The sequence below is a fragment of the Pelagerythrobacter marensis genome, from assembly GCF_001028625.1.
Lineage (GTDB): Bacteria > Pseudomonadota > Alphaproteobacteria > Sphingomonadales > Sphingomonadaceae > Pelagerythrobacter > Pelagerythrobacter marensis.
This window is the reverse complement of the sequence record NZ_CP011805.1, coordinates 1,936,535-1,956,614: the sequence shown is the minus strand read 5'-3', so window position 1 is coordinate 1,956,614 and position 20,080 is coordinate 1,936,535. Positions and strand designations below refer to the sequence as shown.

At 66.7% G+C, this 20,080-nt stretch carries 22 protein-coding genes and 1 tRNA gene; 10 read left to right on the top strand and 13 right to left on the bottom strand.

The genetic code is table 11. The features are described from left to right. The first annotated feature begins 53 nt into the window (after positions 1-53). Positions 54-791, top strand: coding sequence for a siderophore-interacting protein (locus AM2010_RS09345; protein WP_236699501.1), 738 nt, complete (start codon positions 54-56; stop codon positions 789-791). A gap of 118 nt (positions 792-909) precedes the next feature. Next, positions 910-1,698 (top strand): TSUP family transporter, encoded by a 789-nt coding sequence (locus tag AM2010_RS09340; RefSeq protein ID WP_047806831.1) that lies wholly within the window; start codon positions 910-912, stop codon positions 1,696-1,698. A gap of 79 nt (positions 1,699-1,777) precedes the next feature. Here AM2010_RS09340 and AM2010_RS09335 read toward each other — a convergent pair. Next, positions 1,778-1,869: transfer RNA gene (locus tag AM2010_RS09335), tRNA-Ser, on the bottom strand. Between the two features lie 228 nt (positions 1,870-2,097). Between AM2010_RS09335 and AM2010_RS09330 the strand changes: the two genes are divergently transcribed. Further along, entirely contained in the window at positions 2,098-2,901 is an 804-nt protein-coding gene (locus AM2010_RS09330) for a DUF1134 domain-containing protein (RefSeq protein WP_047806830.1), read from the top strand. A 90-nt stretch (positions 2,902-2,991) separates the two neighbouring features. Further along, positions 2,992-4,167: an amino acid aminotransferase gene (locus AM2010_RS09325; protein ID WP_047807863.1), complete on the top strand. Its 1,176-nt coding sequence runs from the start codon at positions 2,992-2,994 to the stop codon at positions 4,165-4,167. Positions 4,168-4,238: 71 nt separating this feature from the next. On the opposite strand, the gene AM2010_RS13790 is transcribed toward AM2010_RS09325, so the two are convergent. The 8 genes from AM2010_RS13790 to AM2010_RS09285 all read right to left on the bottom strand — a co-directional run bounded on the left by AM2010_RS13790 (position 4,239) and on the right by AM2010_RS09285 (position 11,324). Beyond that, positions 4,239-4,655 (bottom strand): hypothetical protein, encoded by a 417-nt coding sequence (locus tag AM2010_RS13790; RefSeq protein WP_058350945.1) that lies wholly within the window; start codon positions 4,653-4,655, stop codon positions 4,239-4,241. Positions 4,656-4,849: 194 nt separating this feature from the next. Continuing rightward, positions 4,850-7,210: a TonB-dependent receptor domain-containing protein gene (locus AM2010_RS09315; protein ID WP_082132861.1), complete on the bottom strand. Its 2,361-nt coding sequence runs from the start codon at positions 7,208-7,210 to the stop codon at positions 4,850-4,852. A gap of 193 nt (positions 7,211-7,403) precedes the next feature. Next, entirely contained in the window at positions 7,404-8,021 is a 618-nt protein-coding gene (locus AM2010_RS09310; protein WP_047806829.1) for a riboflavin synthase, read from the bottom strand. Between the two features lie 5 nt (positions 8,022-8,026). Next, positions 8,027-9,040, bottom strand: a complete 1,014-nt coding sequence (gene ribD / locus AM2010_RS09305) for a bifunctional diaminohydroxyphosphoribosylaminopyrimidine deaminase/5-amino-6-(5-phosphoribosylamino)uracil reductase RibD (protein ID WP_047806828.1) — start codon at positions 9,038-9,040, stop codon at positions 8,027-8,029. A gap of 7 nt (positions 9,041-9,047) precedes the next feature. After that, positions 9,048-9,497: a hypothetical protein gene (locus AM2010_RS09300; protein ID WP_047806827.1), complete on the bottom strand. Its 450-nt coding sequence runs from the start codon at positions 9,495-9,497 to the stop codon at positions 9,048-9,050. Between the two features lie 53 nt (positions 9,498-9,550). Then, entirely contained in the window at positions 9,551-10,276 is a 726-nt protein-coding gene (locus AM2010_RS09295; protein WP_047806826.1) for a M48 family metallopeptidase, read from the bottom strand. Continuing rightward, positions 10,273-10,716 (bottom strand): YcgN family cysteine cluster protein, encoded by a 444-nt coding sequence (locus AM2010_RS09290; protein WP_047806825.1) that lies wholly within the window; start codon positions 10,714-10,716, stop codon positions 10,273-10,275. The genes AM2010_RS09295 and AM2010_RS09290 overlap by 4 nt, the downstream gene beginning before the upstream one ends. After that, positions 10,704-11,324, bottom strand: a complete 621-nt coding sequence (locus tag AM2010_RS09285) for an SCO family protein (RefSeq protein ID WP_047807860.1) — start codon at positions 11,322-11,324, stop codon at positions 10,704-10,706. Before AM2010_RS09285 ends, AM2010_RS09290 begins: the two co-directional genes overlap by 13 nt. 101 nt (positions 11,325-11,425) lie before the next feature. On the opposite strand from AM2010_RS09285, the gene AM2010_RS09280 reads away from it, so the two are divergent. From AM2010_RS09280 to feoB, 4 genes are all read left to right on the top strand, one after another. Continuing rightward, positions 11,426-12,061, top strand: coding sequence for an ankyrin repeat domain-containing protein (locus AM2010_RS09280; RefSeq protein ID WP_236699500.1), 636 nt, complete (start codon positions 11,426-11,428; stop codon positions 12,059-12,061). A 2-nt stretch (positions 12,062-12,063) separates the two neighbouring features. Next, positions 12,064-12,738: a COQ9 family protein gene (locus AM2010_RS09275; RefSeq protein WP_047806824.1), complete on the top strand. Its 675-nt coding sequence runs from the start codon at positions 12,064-12,066 to the stop codon at positions 12,736-12,738. 71 nt (positions 12,739-12,809) lie between these two features. Beyond that, positions 12,810-13,049, top strand: a complete 240-nt coding sequence (locus tag AM2010_RS09270; protein WP_047806823.1) for a FeoA family protein — start codon at positions 12,810-12,812, stop codon at positions 13,047-13,049. Then, entirely contained in the window at positions 13,046-14,902 is a 1,857-nt protein-coding gene (gene feoB / locus AM2010_RS09265; protein ID WP_047806822.1) for a ferrous iron transporter B, read from the top strand. Before AM2010_RS09270 ends, feoB begins: the two co-directional genes overlap by 4 nt. A gap of 25 nt (positions 14,903-14,927) precedes the next feature. Here feoB and AM2010_RS09260 read toward each other — a convergent pair whose 3' ends face one another. The 3 genes from AM2010_RS09260 to AM2010_RS09250 all read right to left on the bottom strand — a co-directional run bounded on the left by AM2010_RS09260 (position 14,928) and on the right by AM2010_RS09250 (position 17,917). Further along, the gene (locus AM2010_RS09260; protein ID WP_047806821.1) at positions 14,928-15,740 is read right to left on the bottom strand and encodes an SDR family NAD(P)-dependent oxidoreductase; all 813 of its coding nucleotides are present in this window, start codon (positions 15,738-15,740) and stop codon (positions 14,928-14,930) included. A gap of 182 nt (positions 15,741-15,922) precedes the next feature. After that, a complete protein-coding gene (locus AM2010_RS09255) occupies positions 15,923-16,861 on the bottom strand; it encodes an acyl-CoA thioesterase (RefSeq protein WP_236699499.1) in 939 nt (312 codons plus the stop codon). A 156-nt stretch (positions 16,862-17,017) separates the two neighbouring features. Next, positions 17,018-17,917 carry a LysR family transcriptional regulator gene (locus tag AM2010_RS09250; protein ID WP_160325592.1) on the bottom strand — a complete coding sequence of 300 codons (900 nt, stop codon included), beginning with the start codon at positions 17,915-17,917 and terminating at the stop codon, positions 17,018-17,020. A gap of 106 nt (positions 17,918-18,023) precedes the next feature. Here AM2010_RS09250 and AM2010_RS09245 point away from each other — a divergent pair, with 106 nt between their 5' ends. Both AM2010_RS09245 and AM2010_RS09240 read left to right on the top strand, forming a co-directional pair. Then, positions 18,024-18,680 (top strand): hypothetical protein, encoded by a 657-nt coding sequence (locus AM2010_RS09245; RefSeq protein ID WP_047806818.1) that lies wholly within the window; start codon positions 18,024-18,026, stop codon positions 18,678-18,680. Then, positions 18,680-19,087 carry a VOC family protein gene (locus AM2010_RS09240; RefSeq protein ID WP_047806817.1) on the top strand — a complete coding sequence of 136 codons (408 nt, stop codon included), beginning with the start codon at positions 18,680-18,682 and terminating at the stop codon, positions 19,085-19,087. Before AM2010_RS09245 ends, AM2010_RS09240 begins: the two co-directional genes overlap by 1 nt. 23 nt (positions 19,088-19,110) lie before the next feature. On the opposite strand, the gene AM2010_RS09235 is transcribed toward AM2010_RS09240, so the two are convergent. After that, a complete protein-coding gene (locus AM2010_RS09235) occupies positions 19,111-20,001 on the bottom strand; it encodes a LysR substrate-binding domain-containing protein (RefSeq protein WP_047806816.1) in 891 nt (296 codons plus the stop codon). Between the last annotated feature and the right edge of the window lie 79 nt (positions 20,002-20,080).

Below are 20,080 nucleotides of genomic sequence, written 5' to 3'. Positions count from 1 at the left end.
CGATCATCAGAGAAAGGATAACCCGGATGGCCTCTCGTCCAGCACCGCGAACCATGACTGTTCTGGGCTCTCGCAAGGTCACGCCCAACATGCTTCGCCTCACTCTCGGCGGACAGGGCATGGTCGATTACCCACCCGGGCAGAAGGGCGGCTATGTGAAGCTGATGCTGCTGCCGCAGAGCGAAGGGGGCAGACCGGTCGTGCGAACATATACCATTCGCGACCAGCGCCATCGGGAACTCGATATCGACTTCGCCCTGCACGGCGATGCGGACCACCAGGCAGGCCCTGCGACGCGCTGGGCGCTGGCGGCCAGGCCCGGAGATGCGATCGAAGTCGGCGGCCCCGGACCGGCCAAGCCATTGCCCGCTGGCTTCCAGCATTATCTGGTGGCCGGCGATATGGCCGCGCTGCCGGCAATTGCGGCGAATCTCGAGGCATTGCCGGGCGACGCGACCGGCTTTGTCGCGCTGGAGATACAGGATGCAAACGACCGTCAGGCGCTTGCCCTTCCACCAGGAATGCAGGTCCGCTGGTTGGTCAATCCCGCGCCGGGTTCTCGCCCGGACCTGCTCGAAACTGCCCTGCGAGACTATGGCTGGCCCGCCGGGAGCGTTTACGCATGGGCCGCATGCGAATTTTCGGCGATGCGGCGGCTGCGATCCTATCTTCGCCAGGAACAGGGGCTGGGTTCGGAGCGGCTCTATCTGTCGAGCTACTGGAAGAGCGGCCTGACCGAGGATGCGCACAAAGTGGTGAAGCGCGAAGATGCGGAAGCCGCACCTCTCTAGGATGGCGCAGTGTCCGCGGCGTTCATGCCTGTGGGGAGTGGCTTCGCGGCCAGGACGAAAGGCCGACATGAGCCTTTGCCTCTTGCAAACCGGGAAAAGCGGGCCGTAGGCGCGAGCGATGGAACTTACCGTCGAGATGATCGGCTTTCTGGTCGCCGTGGCCTTTGTCGCAGGAACGATCGATGCGATCGCCGGGGGCGGCGGGTTGCTGACGCTTCCAGCCCTGCTGGCTGTCGGCGCCTCGCCCGCTGCGACGATAGGGACGAACAAGCTCCAGAGCACCTTCGGCGTTGCGACTGCCGTACTTACCTTTGCACGCAAGGGGCGCATCGATTTCCGCAGATTTGCGAAGCCCGCACTTGCGGCGTTTCTAGGCTCGGCTGCGGGAGCGTTCGTCCTGACCCGTGTAGATCCGACTATCTTGTCCGGCCTGATACCGGTTCTGCTTGTCGCCATGGCGATCTACTACGCGCTCAAGCCGAACCTCGGCGACGAAGATCGCCACGTGCGCGCCCGGCCCATCCTGCTGCTGGCCTTCGCGGCAGTGATCGGATGCTACGATGGATTCTTCGGTCCCGGCGCCGGCTCGTTCTACACCACCGCATTGATCGCGGTGTTCGGATTGGGCACGATCAATGCCATCGCGCACACCAAGCTGCTGAACTTTTCCAGCAATCTGGCGAGCCTGATGGTTCTGCTCGCCGCAGGAGAGGTCATGCTGGTTGCCGGGCTCCTGATGGCAGTGGCGAGCATGGCAGGCGCCTTCCTGGGCGCCCACAGCACCATGCGCTTTGGAACCAGGGCGGTGAGGCCGCTGCTGATCATCATGTGCCTGGGGCTGACCGCCAATCTGCTTTCGGACCCCGCCAACCCCCTGACTGCCCTGATCACGAACTGGCTGGGGTGATCGCATATGCCTGGCCGGCTGGTCCCGGAGCCGATACGCCGGCATGGGGCGCGTTCGCCCAGTAAAGCCGAAGGTCAAATGGCGGAGACGGAGGGATTCGAACCCTCGATACCCGTTACCAGGTATGGCTCCTTAGCAGGGAGCTGGTTTCAGCCACTCACCCACGTCTCCGCATGCCCGGGGGCCGGGCGAGGGGCGCGCTATAACGGCCCGCGCCGGTGGCTGCAAGCGGCCTGTCGCACAAGCGACAGAAGCGCGGCTCAGCCCGCCGAACGACTCGCTTCGCCGCGTTTTCGATTCGCTTCGTCGCCGGTTCATTGCTGCTTCAGTCGCGAAGGATTCTGTTCGCATGTGGACAGGTCCGCGTCGCGGGCCAGGATTTCGAGCCAGGAGGGGCCGATGAAGATCATTCCCGCAATTCGCGGCACACTCGCAATGGTCGCCGGCGCAGCGGCGCTCGCAGTTGCGCCGGTCGGTGCGCAGACGATCGAGACATTCGATCCCGACACAGCCATCGATGGCGACCTGATGGAACGGCCGGGGGACCAGCCGGTCTATGCCGAACCGAACACGACCGACAATGGCGTCGTCTATTCGCCCACGCCCCCCACCGACGCGCCAGTCGCCCCGACCTGGTCCGACCCGGGCACGGCGACCAGCGCGGCGCCGGCAACCACCGGGCAGGGATCGGCCAATGCGCAAGTCGCCTCGGCCCAAAGCGACACCTACAAGGAAGACGACCTGATCGGCGCTGCCGAGGGCGTATTCGGCAAAGGGGCCGAGGGTGTCGCCCGAATGATCGAGGACCTGCTGGACAAGCAGGGCGAGCCCAATGCCTATATCGTCGGGCGCGAGGCGGGCGGCGCCTTCGTGGTCGGCGCGCGTTATGGCTCGGGCACGCTTTACCACAAGGTCGAGGGCGAACGTCCGGTGTACTGGACCGGACCGTCGATCGGCTTCGATGTCGGTGCCAATGCGGGGAACACCTTCGTTCTGGTTTACAACCTTTACGACAGCGAGGAACTCTACGAACGCTATCCCGCAGGCGAGGGGCAGGCCTATGTCGTCGGCGGGATGACGGCGAGCTATCTGCGCAAGGGCGATGTCGTTCTGATCCCGATCCGCGTCGGCGCCGGGCTGCGCCTGGGCATCAATGCGGGGTACATGAAGTTTTCGAAGAAGCAGCGCTGGTTGCCGTTCTAGGCACGGCGCAAGAAAAACTCCGGGTCTGAAGAGGGGCCGCAACAGCATTTCCTGTTGCGGCCCCTCGCGTGTCTGGGCATGGCGCTGGCCATGCTCGACAGACTCGAACCCCAATCGCCCGACGCCCTGCTGGCGCTGATCAAGCTCTATGCCGATGACGAGCGGAGCGACAAGATCGACCTTGGCGTGGGCGTCTATCGCACCGGGCAGGGCGACACCCCCGTTTTCACCGCGATCAAGAAGGCCGAAGCGCGCCTGGTGGAGGAACAGGATTCCAAATCCTACCTCGGCCCCGAAGGCGACATGGGCTTCGTCCACGCGCTGATGCCCTATGCCTTCGGCAAGGATGGCACGATGGGCGGCCGGCTGGCCGGGATGCAGACCCCGGGCGGCACCGGCGGCGTGCGGCTGGCCGTGGCGCTGGCCCGGCGGGCGGGTGTGGACCGCGTCCACCTGGGCACGCCGAGCTGGCCCAACCACGCGCAGATCCTCACCGATGTCGGGGTCGAGACGGCAACGTTCGATCATGCCCGGCCCGATGGCACGGCCGATGCCGATGCGCTGCTGTCGGTGATCCGCAATGCCGCGGCGGGCGAGGCGGTGCTGGTCCACGGTTGCTGCCACAACCCGACCGGGATCGACTATTCGCCCGAGGAATGGGACACGATTGCCGAAGCGTTCGCCAACAGTGCGGCGCTGCCGATCCTCGACCTCGCCTATCAGGGGCTGGGCCAGGGGATCGACGAGGATGCCTACGGCCTGCGCCGCGTGCTGGCCGCCGTGCCCGAGGCGCTGGTCGCCTATAGCTGCGACAAGAACTTCGGCATGTACCGCGACCGTGTGGGCGCTCTCTATGTCCTGGCGCCCGATGCCGGGCAGCTCCCGGCGATCCAGTCGAACCTCAACGCGCTGGCGCGCGCTTCGTGGTCGATGCCGCCCGATCATGGCGGCGCGGCAGTGCGGGTCGTCCTGCGCGACGACGAACTGACGCGGCTGTGGCTGGACGAGCTGGAAACCATGCGCGCGCGGATGCGCCAGGTGCGCGAGACGCTGGCCGCTGCCGGCACGGCGGGGTCGGTCGATCTGGCCCCGCTGGCCCACCAGAACGGCCTGTTTTCGACTTTGCCGGTGAGCAAGGAACAGGTCGAGCGGCTGCGCAAGGAACACGCGATCTACATGGCCGGATCGGGCCGGATCAACGTGGCCGGGCTGCATCAGGGCAATATCGACAAGTTCGTGAAGGCACTGGCCGACGTAACCGGCTGAAGGCCGGGCTTTCCCGGCGTTACACACAATCGACGTGTTGATCGCGTGACCTTTCGTGCGCCCGGCGGCGGTCACCGGGCTTCGCCACAGGCGCGATCGAGCCGCGCGAGCAGCCGCAGAAGCGCGGTATTGTCGGGTTTTCGCATTACGCCGACGAACCGTCCGCGATAGATCCGCACTTGCCACAGCCCGGTTCCCACGCGCCAGCCGAGTTCTTCGTTCGTGACCTTTCGCGGGCCGTTTTCGGCCTGTGACCTTTCGTCTTGTGACCTTTCGCGCACCACGGCGCGCGCGCTTCGGCCCAGCGCCGCATCCCACGCGCGGGCGAAACTTTCGGCGCAGGGCCGCTCGCGCAGGCGGTAGGCCGTTTCGCGCGCCATCGAAACGCGCCGGGCCGCCTCTGTCACCGAACGGGTTTCGGCAAGGTATCCGATGAAGCGGGCCTGCCGCTCGGGCGTCCAGCCATCGGCGCGCTGGCGGGTGGGCACCGCGTGAAAGACAGGGATGCGGCTGCGCGGGGGAATGCGGCGGGGCGGGTCTGCGCTATAACGTTTCATCCCGCAGGATAAGGCACAGGCGCCCGCCTGTAGGAAAGTGTTTTCGTGCCTCGGCCGCAAGGCAGGGCGCAACCGCCGATGGCGGCGGACGACGCGGCCCCTGCCGCGCCGCCCGCCGTCAGCGCTTAGAAGCTGTGCCGCAGGCCCAGCACCACACTGCGCCCGCGCAGCGGCGACTGATCCTTGACGAACGAAGTGTGCACATAGGCGAGCTGGTTCGTCAGGTTGGTGCCGCGGGCGTAAACCTCCAGATCGCCGCCGCCGGGAATTTCGAAGCGATAGGCGAACGTGGCGTTGAGCATGCCGTAGCCATCGGTCGGCGTTTCGTAGAGCGCGACCTTGTCCTGCGCGAACGTGTGGTAATATTCGATATCGGCGCTGATCGGCCCGCTCGCCAGATCGACCCGCGTACCCAGCCGGCCCGGCGAGATGCGGGGCAGGTTGTCGGCGGAAGCGTCGAGATCGACGTCCACCTCCTCGCTGGTCAGGTCGGTGCCGACATAGTCGCCGAACACGGTGACCCGCGCCTCTGGCGAAAAGGCATAGCTGACCTGCCCGTCGATGCCGGTGAAGCTGGCATCGGACGCAGTGTAGAGCAGGTAGTGGTGCGGGACGCCGGTTTCCGTCTCGGTCTCCAGGAGCCGGGCGAAAATGTAATCGCTGACGTCCTGGTGGTACAGGCCGATCTCGAACTCCAGCGGGCCGCCCGCCTTGCGGAAGGTGAGATTGACCGTCTTCGCCGTCTCCATGACGTCCAGCCGCGGATCGGGAAAACGCGATGATGCGCGATGGGCCTGCAGCAGGCCCAGTTCGTAGCTGTTGGTCGCCAGATTGTTGCCGTAAGCGTAAAGCTCGCGGACATTGGGCGCGCGCTCGGTGCGCGCCAGCGACAGCGCCGCGGAATAGCCGTTCGCGATGTTCCAGGTCGCCCCGATCGAGGCCGAGAACGGGTTGTGCTCCGAATCCGGGCTGTCCTCATGATAGGATTCGATCCGGCGTTCGTGCATGAGGCTTCGCCAGTCTGGCCCGTAGAGGGAGCCGTAAATCTCGTCCAAACGCTCTTCGAACTCCGGCGCGACGTAGATCGAAAATTCGGGCGTCGGCAGTGTTATCTCGCGCCAGTCCTTGCGCGCGGCAAGTTCGATGTCGACCGGACCGAAGGATCGCCGTTCGACGAGGAAAAGCCCGATGTTCTCGGTGACGTATTCGAACGGCGGCAGGAACCCGATGGACAGAATGGTGTCGGGCCCCGGTTCGATCTGATGAAGATCGCTGACGTTGAGGCCGGTGAAAGTTCCGTCGGTATATTGCAGGCCTAGCGTTCCGGTGAAGCCGAACAATGGCTTGTGCGTCAGCTCGATCCGGCCGTCCCAGACCTCGTTCGTGTAGCGGCTGAACAGCGACGGCCCATCGATCTCCGAATGGACATAGTCGGTGTAGGACCCGCGCAGGCGGATATTGGCGATGCCGGGCAGAAGATCCTGAAAATCTCCGCGCAGGTCCACGCGCTCGCTTTTCAGGTCGATATAGGCCGTGTGGTCGTCGGGCGAACCGAACGGGTCGTCATAATCGCCGTGTGCGGCGCAGTGCAGGTCGCTGCCGTGGGTGTGGCACACACCGTTGATGTGGCTGTGTCCCGGCAGGCCGTATTCGGCTTCGTTGCGGGTGTAGGACGCACCGATATAGCCGCTGTCGGTGATCCACGAGGCACCGAAGGCATAGCTCGAACTTTCGCCGAAGGAATCGCGCAGCTTGTCGGTTCCGAAGGCGTCGGGCACCTCGTAGTTCTCGCGATCGGAATAGGAGCCTTCGGCGTGGAAGGCGATCGGGCCGATGGCGGCCGTGACGCGGCTGGCCGTGGTCATTTCCTGGTCGCCGGTGCCGTAACGCATTTCGTAAGCGCCGGCGATACCGCCATCGGGCAGCGCCTTGGGCACTTTGCCGTCGATCAGGTTTATCGCGCCGTTGACTGCGCCGCCGCCGTAACGGATCGCCGCGGGGCCGCGCTGGATCTCGATCGCGTCGAGCAGCAGGGGATCGGTCACGATCGCGTGGTCGGGCGAGACGGAGGCGACGTCGAACAGGTTCGCCCCGTCGGTCAGGATCTCGATCCGCGGCATCGTCTGCCCGCGAATGCCGGGGCGTGAGGCGCCGGCACCGAAATTGTCCATGTGCACGCCCGGCAGCCCGTCCAGCGTTTCGCCCAGCGTGCCGCGCCGGCGGTGGGCCAGTTCGTCGCCCGACAGGACCTGGACCGGCAGCGGCTGGGTCGCCTGATCGCTGCCCAGCGAACGCCCGGTGACGACGATGTCGCTGCGCGCGGGCCGGGTGGGCGCCGCGGTGCGCCCGGCTTCTGCTTCGGTGATCGTTTCGTCGCGCTGATCGGCCGCATCTTCCGCCCAGGCGCCTGCCGGGATGAACAGCGCGACGGTGGCGGCAGTGGCCAGCCAGCGGAAGCGCGCAGGTGAAGAATTCGGCAATGTCATGGTTCGGCTACCCCTTGTCCGGTGTGAGCGGCGCCGATAGTCAATGAGATGTTGTATCGTCAAGTGCTGTGTGGAGCGGTCGGCCGAATTGTGCGAACCGCGCGCACGCGCTTGCGCCCCGTGCGGACAGAGGGCGCGCCGGGCGTGAACGGTTACGGTGCTGGTGGATGCCCCCGCTGGCCGCGGGAAGGGATCAGCGCTGGAGGCTCTGCATCCGCTTAAGATAGCGGGCGAGCACGTCGATCTCCAGGTTCACCCGCTCGCCTTCGGCCAATGCCCCCAGCGTGGTGACATCGGCGGTGTGCGGGATCACGTTGAGCAGGAAGTCGCACGCCCCGTCGTCGCGGTCGCGCACGTCGTTGACGGTCAGCGAAACGCCGTCGACCGTGATCGAGCCCTTGGGCGCGACGAACGGGGCGAAGGCGGCGCTGGTGCGGATCGCGATCATCGTCGATCCGCCTTCGGGGCGGGCGAGCTGGACTTCGCCGACGGTGTCGACATGGCCGGTGACGATATGGCCGCCCAGCTCGTCACCCAGGCGCAGCGCGGTTTCCAGGTTGAGGCGGCGGCCCGCGCTCCACATGCCGGGCACCGTGCGCGAGACGGTTTCGCCCGAAACGTCGACCGCGAACCAGGCCTTGCCCGGTTCCCCGCCGCGCTCCACCACCGTCAGGCAGACGCCCGAACAGGCGATGGAGGCACCGATGGCGATCTTCGCCGGGTCGTAGGGGCAGGCGATGCGAAGGTGCAGATCGCCGCCTTCGCGGACATCCTCGATCGTGCCGATGGCGCTGACAATTCCGGTGAACATTCTCGCTAATTCCCGTCCTGCGGCTGATCCTGCCCCTGCCGCCGATAGGCTTCGAACGTGTCGCTGCCAAGCTGGCGCCGTTCCGCCAGGTGCCAGCGCCCGTGCGCGGCGGCGAGCGAGGCGAGCCCGATGTCGCCGATCGCGCCTGCCCCCCCGCCGATGACGATGGGCGCGCGATACAGCTCGATCCGGTCGACCAGATCGGCGGCCAGAAAGGCGGCGGCGGTCTGCGCGCCCCCTTCGACATAGAGATAGTTTACTGCGTCGAGTCCGGCGATCGCCTGCGGCGCGGGCAGAACCTCGATCCCCGGCGCTTCGATGCTGCGCGACAGGATCAGGCGGCGCGGGCTGCGCGCCTCCAGCCCCGGCAGGCGCACGTCCAGCCCCGGCGCATCGGCGCGCCAGGTGCCGCCGCCGACCAGGATCGCATCGGCCATTGCCCGGCGCGAATGAACATGCGCGCGCGCGGCGGCCCCGGTGATCCAGCGGCTTTCGCCCCCGGCCGTCGCAATCGCCCCGTCGAGCGAAGTCGCGAGCTTGAGCGTGACATGCGGGCGGCCACGTTCGGCGCGCGTGAGATAGCCGGCCAGGCTCGCGCGCGAGGCGGGGCACCCCAGCGTCGCGACCGCGATCCCGGCTGCACTCAGCCGTTCCATCCCGCGCCCGCGCGTGCGTTCATCGGGGTCGCGCTGGCCGATCACGACGCGGGCGGGCTGCGCTTCGGCCAGCAGGTCCGAACAGGCCGGGCCGCGTCCGGCGCGATGGGCGCAGGGTTCCAGCGTGACATAGACCGTGGCCCCGCGCGCTGCGTCCCCCGCCTGGGCCAGCGCCGCTGCCTCCGCATGGGGGCGGCCGCCGGGCTGCGTCCATCCGCGTCCGACCACGATCCCGTCGCGCACGATCAGGCACCCGACTGCGGGGTTGGGGCGGCTGAGCGGCCTGCCGCGTGCGGCCAGGCGAGCGGCGGCGGCCAGCCAGCGGGCATCGTCGGCCCCGGTATTGCCGCCGGCCCCGTGCAAGTGCGCGTTACTGCGAATCTTCGGCAACGGAATCGCCGACCAGGGCCGCGCGGCGCGCTGCCTCGGCCGCTTCCTCGCGCGCCTGCTCTTCCGCAGCTTCGCGTTCGATCCGGTCCACGTCCATCCCGGTGGCGCGGCCGAGGCTGCGGTAGATTTCGCGCCGCAGTTCCTCGCGCTCGGCGCGTTCGGCGGCGAGCGCATCCTGCCGTTCCTGGTTCGCACGGTTGGATGCGGCGATTTCCGCATCGGTGCGCCCCGGCGCGAAAGTGGTGATATAGGTGATCTCGGGCCGTTCGGGCGGCATGTAATACCGTTCCTGCACGACCCAGAACAGCAGGCTGCCGGTCATCAGGAACGAAAGGGCCAGAATCGGCAGACGATAGGGCTGCGGACGGCGGATATAGGCCCAGAAATCGCCGACACCTTCGGCGGGATTGAGACGGCTGATCAGTCGCATGGCGGCAAGATAGGGCCTCTGGCGCACGAGCGCCAGTGCCGTAAGCGCAAGGTTCAGCCGAAGGGGGCGTAGAGCGTGCGCCCGCGATCCTTCAGCCAGCGGTCGGCGGCGGACAGATCGTCGTCGTAAATCCGCCCAAGCGCGGCCTTGAACGCGGGGCCATGATCGAAATGGAGCAAGTGGGCGACTTCGTGCGCGACGACCGAACGGCGCACGGCATCGGGGGCCATGACCAGCCGCCAGTTGATCCGCACGGTCCCGTCGCTCGCGCAGCTTCCCCAGCGCCGCCGCGCGCGCGACAGGCGCAGCGCGGGCTGCGGCACGCCGGCGGCGGCGCAGAAATCGGCCAGGTCCGATTGCATCAGGCGCAGGCCTTCCTTCTCCAGCCAGCGCGCCAGCCGGGTCACCAGATGCCGCTGCGGCCCACCGATGGCGATCGCGCCGTCGGCAAGGCGCGGGCCGCGCGGGGCGTCGGCGGCCCAGTGGATCGCCAGCGGTTCCCCGCGATAGGGAACGGTGCCGCCCGCGCGCGGAGGATCGGCAAGGGGCACTTTATCGAGCTGCGCCGCAAGCCATTCGGCGCGTGAACGGGCAAAGGCGAGCGCTTCGGCCGTGCGGCCCCACTGCGGCAGGGTGACGCGCACGGCATCGCCCGACGGGGCGAGGCGCAGGGTCATGCGCCTTGCCCGCGGGTGGCGCACCACGACCACCGGCAGCCGCCGTTCGCCCAGCGCGATTTCCGGCACTTCGCGCGGTTCGCGGCGAAGCCAGTCGATCACGTTTCGTCCCAGTCGACGATATGATGTTCGAGCGGCCCGGCCTCGCGCTCGCTGATTACGCGCCCGGCGACCGAGGCCCCGGCGCGGTGCACCGCGTCGCGGTCGCCGGTCAGCAGGTGGTGCCATTCGGGCAGCGGTTCCCCCGCCGCGCGGCGGCGATAGGCGCAGGTTTCGGGCAGCCATTCGACCTGGTCCACGATCTTCAGCGTCAGGCGCAGGCAATCGGGGACATAGGCCTTGCGATGGCGATAGTCGCTGCAGCGCGCGGTATCGGTGTCGAGCAGCTTGCAGGCGACGTTGGTATCGGCGATTTCGCCGGTATCGGCATCCTCGATCTTGTGCAGGCAGCACCGGCCGCAGCCGTCGCACAGGCTTTCCCACTCCTCGCGCGAAAGCTCCGCCAGCGGCAGCTCCCAGAAACGGGCTCTCAGCGCACCCACCGGTCGAGTTCCGCGGCAATCGCATCCGCGCCTTCGGATGTCGGCAGGATCGCCACCGGCGCGCCGTCGGGCGCGAAGAGATAGGCGATGTTCGAATGGTTCATGTCGTAGGCCCCGCCTTCGCCTTCGCGGCCGCGCGAATAAAAGACGCCGAAGGTTCTGGCAGTCTCTGCAATCGTTTCTTCGCTGCCGGTCAGCGCGATCAGGCGAGGGTGGAAATTGGAAGCGAACTGGCCCAGCGCTTCGGGCGTATCACGGGCCGGATCTATGGTGATGAAGATCGGCTGCACGCCAGCCCCGCGTTCGGGATCCGCATCCTCGAACTGCGACAGCCCCTGGGAAAGGCGCTGGACATCGGTGGGGCAGATATCGGGGCAATAGGTATAGCCGAAATAGACGATCCGCCATTGGCCGGCAAAGTCGCCCCAGCGATGGATTTCGCCGTCCGCCCCGGTCAGCGCGAAAGGCCCGCCGATCGCCGCACCGTGGAGGGGGGCGGTCTGCAAGGCGGGCTGGCTGTCGCAGGCGGACAGGGCGAGCGCGCCGGCCAGGGCCAGGCCAAGGCCGGAGATCGCGCGACGAAACGGGGTGGTATGGGGGAGGGGCATGGCGCGCCGCTTCATGCTCTGCTAATCGCCGTTCGGCAAGGGGCCTCGGCCCCGCGAAGAAACGGCAGACGGTGATGGGCCGCCTGCAAGACGATGAAGCGATGAAAGGTAGAACAGGCATGGTCCGGGCCATTTCGCGCAAGGCGATTGCGATCACCGGTCTCGCGGCCGCGCTCCTCATGGCGCCGGCTTCGGCCCAGTTGATGTCCGAAGGGTACGAGTTCCTGAAGGCCGTGCGCGATCGCGACGGCGCTGCGGTGACCGAGGCGTTGAGCCAGCCCGGCTCCGTCATCGTCAACGCGCGCGACATTTCCAATGGCGAAAGCGCGCTGCATATCGTGGCCGAACGGCGCGACGCGGTGTGGATTCGCTTCCTGACCCAGAAAGGCGCCAATCCCAACGTGCGCGACAAGCGGGGCAATACCCCGCTGTCGATCGCCGTCAGTCTCGGCTTCGTCGAAGGGGCGGAGGAGCTGATCGAAGCGGGCGCCCGGATCGAGGAAACCAATGCCACCGGCGAAACTCCGCTGATTGCGGCGATCCACCGGCGCGACACGGCGATGGTGGACATGCTGCTCGAACATGGGGCCAGCCCCGACCGGACCGACAATTCGGGCCGTTCGGCGCGCGATTACGCGGGCCTGCCGGGCAGCGACCCACGGATTGCCAAGGCGATCGCGGATGCCGATGCGAAGCGCGAAGGCGGCAATGGCCCCGCATACGGGCCGCGGTTCTGACCATGACCACGACCCCCGCGACGCTGCCCGACGATCCCACCCTGGACGAATTGCGGCTGGCGCTGGCCCCGGCAGTGGCCGATGCCGTCGTGTTCGATGGCTGGGGGGATGCGGCGGTGCGCGCTGCGGCGACGGCCGAAGGGGTGGACCCCGATGTCGCCGCGCTCGCCTATCCCGGAGGTCCGATGGACATGATCGCGGCGTGGATCGAATCGGTCGATCTGGCGATGATCGCAGCGCTGCCGGCCGAACGGCTTGCGCAAATGAAGATCCGCGAACGGATCGCGGGTCTCGTGTTCGCGCGGCTCGATGCGATGCGCGGGCGGGAAGAGGCTTTGCGACGGGCGCTGTCGGTCATGGCGATGCCGCAGAATGCGGCGCAGGCCCTGCGGCTCGGCTGGCGCACTGCGGATGTGATGTGGCGCTGTGCCGGGGATACGGCGACCGATTACAACCACTATACCAAACGCACGATGCTGGGCGCGATCTACGGTGCGACGCTGACCGTCTTCGTCGACGACGAGAGCGCGGACAAGAGCGAGACGCGCGCGTTCCTCGACCGCCGGATCGAAGGGATCATGCGATTCGAAAAGGCCAAGGCGCAGCTGCTGGGCGGCGAGCGCGAGCACTTCAGCATTGCGCGTTTCCTTGGCCGTCTGCGCTATCCGGCACGCTGACACAGGGCGCCGCGCCACCTTTTATTGATAACGAGTTGCAAATGTAGTTCGTATCCCATAGCGGGCTGGGTATGACGCTCGATCAGCTCGATCACGGCCAGCAGGCGACCGTCGTTTCGGTCGATTGGGCCATTCTCGCCCCCGAAGACGCCAAGCGCCTGCGCGCTATGGGTCTGGACGAAGGTGCCAGCGTGACGCTGGCGCATCGCGGAATGTTCGGCGGTTTCGATCCGCTCGCGGTTACGGTCGGCCGCATGACGGTCGCCCTGCGCCGCGCGCACGCCGCCGCGATGGAGGTGGAATACTCATGACCCGGCAACGCACCGCCGCGCTGGTCGGCAACCCCAATGCGGGCAAGAGCGCGCTGTTCAACGCCCTCACCGGCGCGCGGCAGAAGATCGCGAACTATCCGGGCGTGACGGTGGAGCGCAAGGCGGGACGACTGATCCTGCCCTCGGGCGAGCCGGTCGAACTGATCGACCTGCCCGGTTCCTATTCGTTCGATTCGGCCAGCCCGGACGAGGAAGTGACGCGCAAGGTCGTCCACGGCGAATTTCCGGGCGAGGCCCTGCCCGAAGTTCTCGTGCTGGTGCTCGATGCCGCGAATCTGGAACAGCATCTGGTCTTCGCGCAGGAAGTGATCGCGCTCGGCCGGCCGACCGTGGTCGCGCTGAACATGATCGACCTGGCAGAACGGGACGGGCTGACGCTCGATCCCGCTGCGCTGTCGCAGGCGCTCGGCGTGCCCGTGATCCCGACCGTCGCGGTGCGCCGCCGCGGTCTGGACGAGCTGGCGGAAGCGATCGCCCGCGCCGAAATCCAGGCGAGCGACGAAGAGGCGGAAACGCACACGCGGCAGCATCTGACATTGCCCGAACGCCGGCTGGCGGCACGGCACATGGCGAAGGGCGCGACCCTGTCCGAATCCGCGCAGCACCGGCTCCATTCCGGGCTGGACACGATCCTGCTGCATCCCTGGTTTGGCGCACCGATCCTGCTCGCCCTGCTGTTCGTCATCTTTCAGGCCGTGTTCGCCTGGGCGACCCCGTTCGCCGATGCGCTGGAAGGCGCCGTCGGTGCGATTTCGGAATGGGTCGTTGCGACTTTCCCCGGCGGCTTTCTGCGCGACCTGGTGACCGAAGGCGTTCTGGCCGGTGTCGGTTCGGTCGTCGTGTTCCTGCCGCAGATCGTGATCCTCTTCGCCTTCATCCTGGTGATGGAAGCGAGCGGATATATGGCCCGGGCGGCCTATATCATGGATCGCCTGATGGCCCGCGTCGGCCTGTCGGGCAAAAGCTTCATTCCCCTGCTTTCCAGCGTCGCCTGTGCGATTCCGGGGATCATGGCGACGCGCAGCATTGCCGATCCGAAAGATCGCCTGACTACGATTCTGGTCGCACCGCTGATGACCTGTTCGGCGCGGCTGCCGGTCTATGCGCTGATCATTGCCGCGGTGATTCCCAACACCACCGTCGGGCCGGGCGTCGGGCTGCAAGGGCTGGTCATGTTCGCGCTGTATGTCGCCGGGATTGCCGGCGCGATGATTGCTGCGCTGGTCCTGCGGCGCACGGTCGCGAAAGGCGCCGCCAGCGGCTTCATCATGGAAATGCCGCGATACCAGATGCCGCGCCTGCGCGATCTCGCGATCGGCCTGTGGCAGCGCGCCTGGGTGTTCCTGCGGCGCGCGGGCACGATCATCTTTGTCGCAACGATTGCCCTCTGGGTCCTGCTGTCATTCCCCAAGGCCGATCCCGGCGAAAGCCAGATCGACGCATCGTTCGCGGGCACGATCGCGACCGGCGTCCATGCCGTGGTGGAACCGATTGGTTTCAACCGCGAGATGGCGCTGGCGCTGGTGCCCGCGATGGCCGCGCGCGAGGTTGCGGTCTCCTCGCTCGCCACAACCTATGCCGTCGATTCGGGCGATGAGGACGAAACAGCCCTGGCGCTGGAAGAACAGATCACGGCGCGGTGGAGCCTGCCGACTGCGCTCGCCTTCCTCGCCTGGTTCGTTTTCGCGCCGCAATGCCTTTCGACCATCGCGGTCGCGCGGCGCGAGACGAACGGCTGGAAATGGCCGATGTTCATGGTCGGCTATCTCTTCGCGCTCGCTTACGTCTTCGCCGGGGCGACCTACTGGATCGCGGTCGCCGCCGGCCTCTAGGCTCGCCGCCCGCGGTACAGGTTGGTCACGAGCTGGGGCGGCCAGGATCGCCCGGCGGGCGGGAGGTCGGGTGCGAACTCGACAGCCCGCCGTCCACCGCCAGCGCCTGCCCATTGATGTAGCTGGCATCGCCGGACAGCAGGAACAGCGCCGCCGCCGCGATCTCCTCCGGCTCGCCGCCGCGTAGCAGCGGGTTGAGCTGGCCGATCCGGTCCTCTTTCCCCGCCGCGCGCGCGCCTTCGTAGAGCGGGCGGGTCATGCCCGTTTCGGTCAGGCCGGGAAGGACCGCGTTGATCCGCACGCCGGTGCCGGCGAGCTGCTGCGCCGCCGTCTGCACCAGGTTGATCACCCCCGCCTTGCTCGCCGAATATTGCGCCGGGCCGGCCCCCGAACGCAGGCCGGCGACCGATGCGGTGCAGACGATCGCGCCGCCGCCGCTGTCGCGGATCGCGGGCGCCGCGTGCTTCACCGCCAGGAACGGGCCGATCAGGTTGACGCGCAGCACCTCGGCCCAGTCGTCCGGCGATGCGTCGAAGAACCCGCCGCGCACCCCGCCGGTGATCCCGGCATTGGCGAAGAACAGGTGCAGCGCGCCGAATTCGGCCCCGGCCGCTGCGACCAGCGCGGCAATGTCGGCTTCGTCGCCGGCATCGCCCGTTCTCGCCAGCGCCTGCCCTCCGGCGGCGCGCACGGCTTCTGCGGTGTCATGCACTGCCTCCGCCCGGTCGAAAGCGACCACGCGGGCACCCTCGCGCGCGAACAGCAGCGCGCTCGCCCGGCCAATGCCCGAGGCCGCGCCGGTAACGACCGCGATCTTGCCCGCCAGCCGGTCGCTCATATCCCTGCCCCGCTGTCGAACGCGACCATCTGGCCAGCGACCGAGCGCGCGGCGGGCGAGGGGCGATGGGCCGCTGCCCTGGCGAGAGCTTGTGTGATTTTGCGGTCAGGGTGGAATGGCGACATGGGGGTTCCTCTCGTTCTTATTGTCGTTCTCGTCGTCGGTGTGCGGGCCGGGGGCGATCAGGCCGGGGACGGCGGGGCAGGTTGGTCCTGCGCGGCAAGGCGTTCCAGCGCTTCGCCTTGCGGGCGCATCAGGTTTTCCTGTTGCGCGGTGGCGATCATCCGGCCGTCCTCGGCAAAGAAATGCCCGCGGCTCAACCCGCGCGCGCTACCGGCCCACGGACTGTCGCTGACGAACAGGTGCCAGCGGTCGAAGTCGGGCGTCTCGTGGAACCACAGCGCATGGTCGAGGCTGGTCGCCTGAACCTCGTGGCTGCCCGGCTGGATCGCGTGCGGCAGCATTGCGTTGCGCATGAACAGCATGTCGGAGGCATAGGAGAGCAGCGCGCGCTGCATTGCCGGATCGGCCCTGGCCGGCCGGCGCAGGCGCATCCACCACGCGGCCCGCGGTTCGTGCCCGGCTCCGCCGAAAATGGCGGAAGGATCGAGCGGCACGATCTCGATCGGCCGTCGCTGCAGCCGCTGCGCGAGTGGGTGTTCGCCGCCATCCCCGCCACGTTCGCGCCATTCGTCCAGCGCAGCGCGCGCACCCTCTACGTCAAGCGGATAAGGGCTTTCGTCGGCATGGCGAAAGCCGGGCTCGGGCCGGTGGAACGATGTGATCATGGAAAAGATGCACAGTTGGCCCTGCCATGCCTCCACCCGGCGCGCGGCGAAGCTGCGGCCCGCGGTCAGGTGAGTCACGCGATATTCGACCGGCTCCTCGGCCATGCCTGGCTTGAGGAAATAGCAATGGAGCGAATGCGCCAGCCGTTCCGCATCCTCTTCCAGCGAAGCGGCCATCAGCGCCTGCGCCACCGCCTGCCCCCCGAACAGGCGAGGCCCCATTCGGGGGCCGGGTGCGCCGGTCCAGGCGCCCTTTTCATCGGCGGTCGGGCGCAGGATGACCTCAAGCGGCTGCTCGTTCAATTCTTCGTCGATGCGTACCCTATGTTCCAAATCCGCTCCCCTGCCTTCTCGGCATGATCGATGCGCAATTCGTCATCGGATTGCAACCCGCATGTCCGCAGGGTGTGGATTGCCGTCGGTCGTCAATGCCCCGGCTCTGGGGAGGATGGGTTCCATACCCTGCATCGGAATCTTCGCCGACAGGCTCTAGCTCCGCAGCAGCTTGCCAAAGTCTTCGGCCAGAAAGTCCACCAGGCGCCGCGAGCGTTCGATCCTGCGCCTCGTTTCGGGATAGACGAGCGAGACGGGAATGGGCTCCGCCTCACCCGGAAAGCGTATCCGCACCAGCCGACCTTCATCGACATCCTTCTGCGCCTGATAGGATAGCGCAGACAGAATCCCCATGCCTCTGCGCGCCGCCTCCAGCGCGGCCATCGCGTCGTTCACGGCAAGGCGCGTTGAAGGCGTTGCGGTTTGCGGACCGAACAGGTCCTGCGGCGACCGGGCGGGCTGCAGAATGCTCGAATGCTGAATCCACTTGTGGCCGCCCAGATCCGCCGGACTGGCGGGCGTCCCATGCCGGTCGAGATAATCGCGGCTGGCCAGGGTCCACCAGGCAACCTCCCCCACCCGTTTCGCGACCAGAGAGGGCGATGTAACCGGGCCGATGCGAAGCCCCACGTCAAAGCCCGCGTCGGTCAGGTCGACGACCGCATCGGTCAGGTGCAGGGCGACATCGATGGCAGGGTTTGCATCGAGAAAACGGCACAGGCTGGGCACCACGTGCAGACGGCCGAAAGTCACCGGCGCAGTCATGCGGACCAGGCCTTTCGGTTCCCGCCAGCTTCCACCGGCGATTTCGAACATCTCCGTATAGTCGGCCAGGATCTGGCGAGACCGTTCGAGCACGATGCTCCCCACTTCGGTGGAGACGCACCGGCGCGCTGTCCGCTCGAACAGTCTCGCCCCGATATTCGCCTCGGACTGCGACAGGATGCGCGAGATCGAAGGCAGCGAAAGCCCCAGCTTGCGGCTGGCGGCGGCGAGCGAGCCTTCTTCGTCGATCGCGACGATGATCCGCAGGTGGCGCAGGGAATCGTCGGTCAACATTTCATCATCCAAAATATATGATTACACAATTGGCGGATTGTTGCGGAATATGAATTGTACGATGTGCGCCCTGTCAAGACCATCCATACTTGCAGGAGCACCCATGACGATCCCGACAACCATCGACGACGTGGCCACGCTGACCGAATTCGGCCGGACCAGGCTGTCGGACAATTTCTTCATGCGTGAAATGCTCTGTTCCGAAGTCGGCAACTTTCACGGTGTGCCCAACATACCGGAACGTCCCGATCTGGCGGTGCAGGTGGGGCGAGAGGTCGCGACGCGCCTGCTTGAACCGCTCAAGCGCGCATTCGGCCACGTGAGCATACGCAGCGCCTATCGTTCTCCTACCCTCAATGCCCATTGCAACGAACGCTACGTCGCCGGCGACACTGCCTGCTGGTGCACCGACAATGCCAGCAACGCAGCGCAGCACATATGGGACAGGCCGGACGAGGCCGGGTTTCTCGGCGGGACGCTGACGCTCGTTATCCCCGCCTACCTCGACCACCATCAACGCACGGGCGACTATCGCCCGCTGGCCTGGTGGATTCGCGACAATATCGAGGATTACGCGCAAGTGACGTTCTTCCGTCCGCTCTGCGCCTTCAACATTCGCTGGTATCAGGGCCCGGCCAGCAAGGCGATATCGTTCCTCGCGCCTCCATACAGCGAACACCTGACCGAAGAGGGGATGGACAATTTCGCCGGCGATCACAGCGAGTTCTATCGCGATGTGGCAGCGATGGGGGCACGGTGATGGCGCTCGTCACCGGCTTCGACCACGTCGGCATTCGCGTCACCGACATTGCTCGGGCCCAGGCGTTCTATGAAAGCCTGGGCTTCGTGGCCGATCCCGAAGAGGAATCGCCGGACGCCGCCGCGCGAGGCCTGGTTCACCCATCGGGGATAAGGATCCATCTGATCTACAATGGCATAGCAGACGATGCCGTGGGCAATGTCCTCATGGACACGCAGCCCAAGCGGCCGGGCTATACGCACGTCGCCTTCCTGGTGGAGGATATGGACGCGTTCGTCGCCTGGCTGCGCAAAATGAAGATCGCCATTACCGAAGGCCCGGTCGTGATGGGCAGCGGCCGCCGCCGGGGATGCTTCGTCCGCGATCCAGACCGCAACGTTCTGGAATTCAACGAACTGCTTGCCTGATATCCCGCAGCCGTCGACTGCGCTTATGCCGCCTCGGCCGCAGCCTCGGCCCGAAGCCAGTCCACCACTTCGCCAATGGCCTTGCTGGTTTCTCCCTTTCTGATCAGCAGGTGATGGCGAAAGCCGGAGATGGCTGGCCCGAAAGGCTGGACGAGTTGCCGGGCGGCCAGTTCCTCCTTCACCAGCGCGAGGCTGGCCAGCGCCACGCCCTGGCCGGCCACCGCCGCCTGGATGGCGTGGCTCTCTTCAGAGAAGCGAAGCTGCGCCTGTTCGAACGGCGGCTGCAATCCAGCCTCTGCGAACCAGCGGGACCAGGTCGGATTATCCGGGTGGCGGCGACGCCACTGGAAAGCGATCTGTGGCCGCTGCGCCAGATCTTCGAGCGTTTCGATCTTGAGCACAGGATTGAACACCGGCGCGAACCGATCCGCAAACAGAGGCAGCACCGCAAAGTCCGGGTAGGGCCCTTCGCCATAGCGGATCGCGATATCGACCCCGGCAGCCTCAACATTGACCACGTCGTCGGACGCCTGAAACTGAAGGTCGATGGCGGGATGTTGAAGGCGAAAGCCGCTTACGCGCGGGACGAGCCAGCGTGCCGTGAATGCGGTCGTGGCCGAGATCGTGACCTGGGTTCGGCTGCTGCGATGTCTCAAGCGTCCGATTGCTTCGGCGAACGCATCGAAGCCATCCCTCAATACCGGGTAGAGCTGCGCCCCGGCATCGGTCAGGACGACTTTTCGAACGCGACGCTCGAACAGGGCGCAGTCCAGATTCTCCTCCAGTGCGCGAATCTGATGGCTGATTGCCGTGGGCGTGACTGCCAGCTCCTCCGCCGCCTGCTTGAAACTTCCATTGCGTGCCGCGGCTTCGAAAGCCCGAAGCGCGGAAAGGGGGGGAAGGCGGCGAGTCATGGATGAATCAATCTAATTTGTTGAGTGAGAATTGGGCGTTTGTCGGCGCCTTCATCCAGGCGCATATGCTCAGTTTCAA

Coding starts and splice junctions, on each gene's coding strand:
- AM2010_RS09270 (WP_047806823.1), top strand. CDS start 12,810: ATGACGCTCGATCAGCTCGATCACGGCCAGCAGGCGACCGTCGTTTCG.
- AM2010_RS09345 (WP_236699501.1), top strand. CDS start 54: ATGACTGTTCTGGGCTCTCGCAAGGTCACGCCCAACATGCTTCGCCTC.
- AM2010_RS09240 (WP_047806817.1), top strand. CDS start 18,680: ATGGCGCTCGTCACCGGCTTCGACCACGTCGGCATTCGCGTCACCGAC.
- AM2010_RS09275 (WP_047806824.1), top strand. CDS start 12,064: ATGACCACGACCCCCGCGACGCTGCCCGACGATCCCACCCTGGACGAA.
- feoB (WP_047806822.1), top strand. CDS start 13,046: ATGACCCGGCAACGCACCGCCGCGCTGGTCGGCAACCCCAATGCGGGC.
- AM2010_RS09315 (WP_082132861.1), bottom strand. CDS start 7,210: ATGACATTGCCGAATTCTTCACCTGCGCGCTTCCGCTGGCTGGCCACT.
- AM2010_RS09260 (WP_047806821.1), bottom strand. CDS start 15,740: ATGAGCGACCGGCTGGCGGGCAAGATCGCGGTCGTTACCGGCGCGGCC.
- AM2010_RS09300 (WP_047806827.1), bottom strand. CDS start 9,497: ATGCGACTGATCAGCCGTCTCAATCCCGCCGAAGGTGTCGGCGATTTC.
- AM2010_RS09325 (WP_047807863.1), top strand. CDS start 2,992: ATGCTCGACAGACTCGAACCCCAATCGCCCGACGCCCTGCTGGCGCTG.
- AM2010_RS09310 (WP_047806829.1), bottom strand. CDS start 8,021: ATGTTCACCGGAATTGTCAGCGCCATCGGCACGATCGAGGATGTCCGC.
- AM2010_RS09280 (WP_236699500.1), top strand. CDS start 11,426: ATGAAAGGTAGAACAGGCATGGTCCGGGCCATTTCGCGCAAGGCGATT.
- AM2010_RS09285 (WP_047807860.1), bottom strand. CDS start 11,324: ATGCCCCTCCCCCATACCACCCCGTTTCGTCGCGCGATCTCCGGCCTT.
- AM2010_RS09245 (WP_047806818.1), top strand. CDS start 18,024: ATGACGATCCCGACAACCATCGACGACGTGGCCACGCTGACCGAATTC.
- AM2010_RS09330 (WP_047806830.1), top strand. CDS start 2,098: ATGAAGATCATTCCCGCAATTCGCGGCACACTCGCAATGGTCGCCGGC.
- AM2010_RS09340 (WP_047806831.1), top strand. CDS start 910: ATGGAACTTACCGTCGAGATGATCGGCTTTCTGGTCGCCGTGGCCTTT.
- AM2010_RS09235 (WP_047806816.1), bottom strand. CDS start 20,001: ATGACTCGCCGCCTTCCCCCCCTTTCCGCGCTTCGGGCTTTCGAAGCC.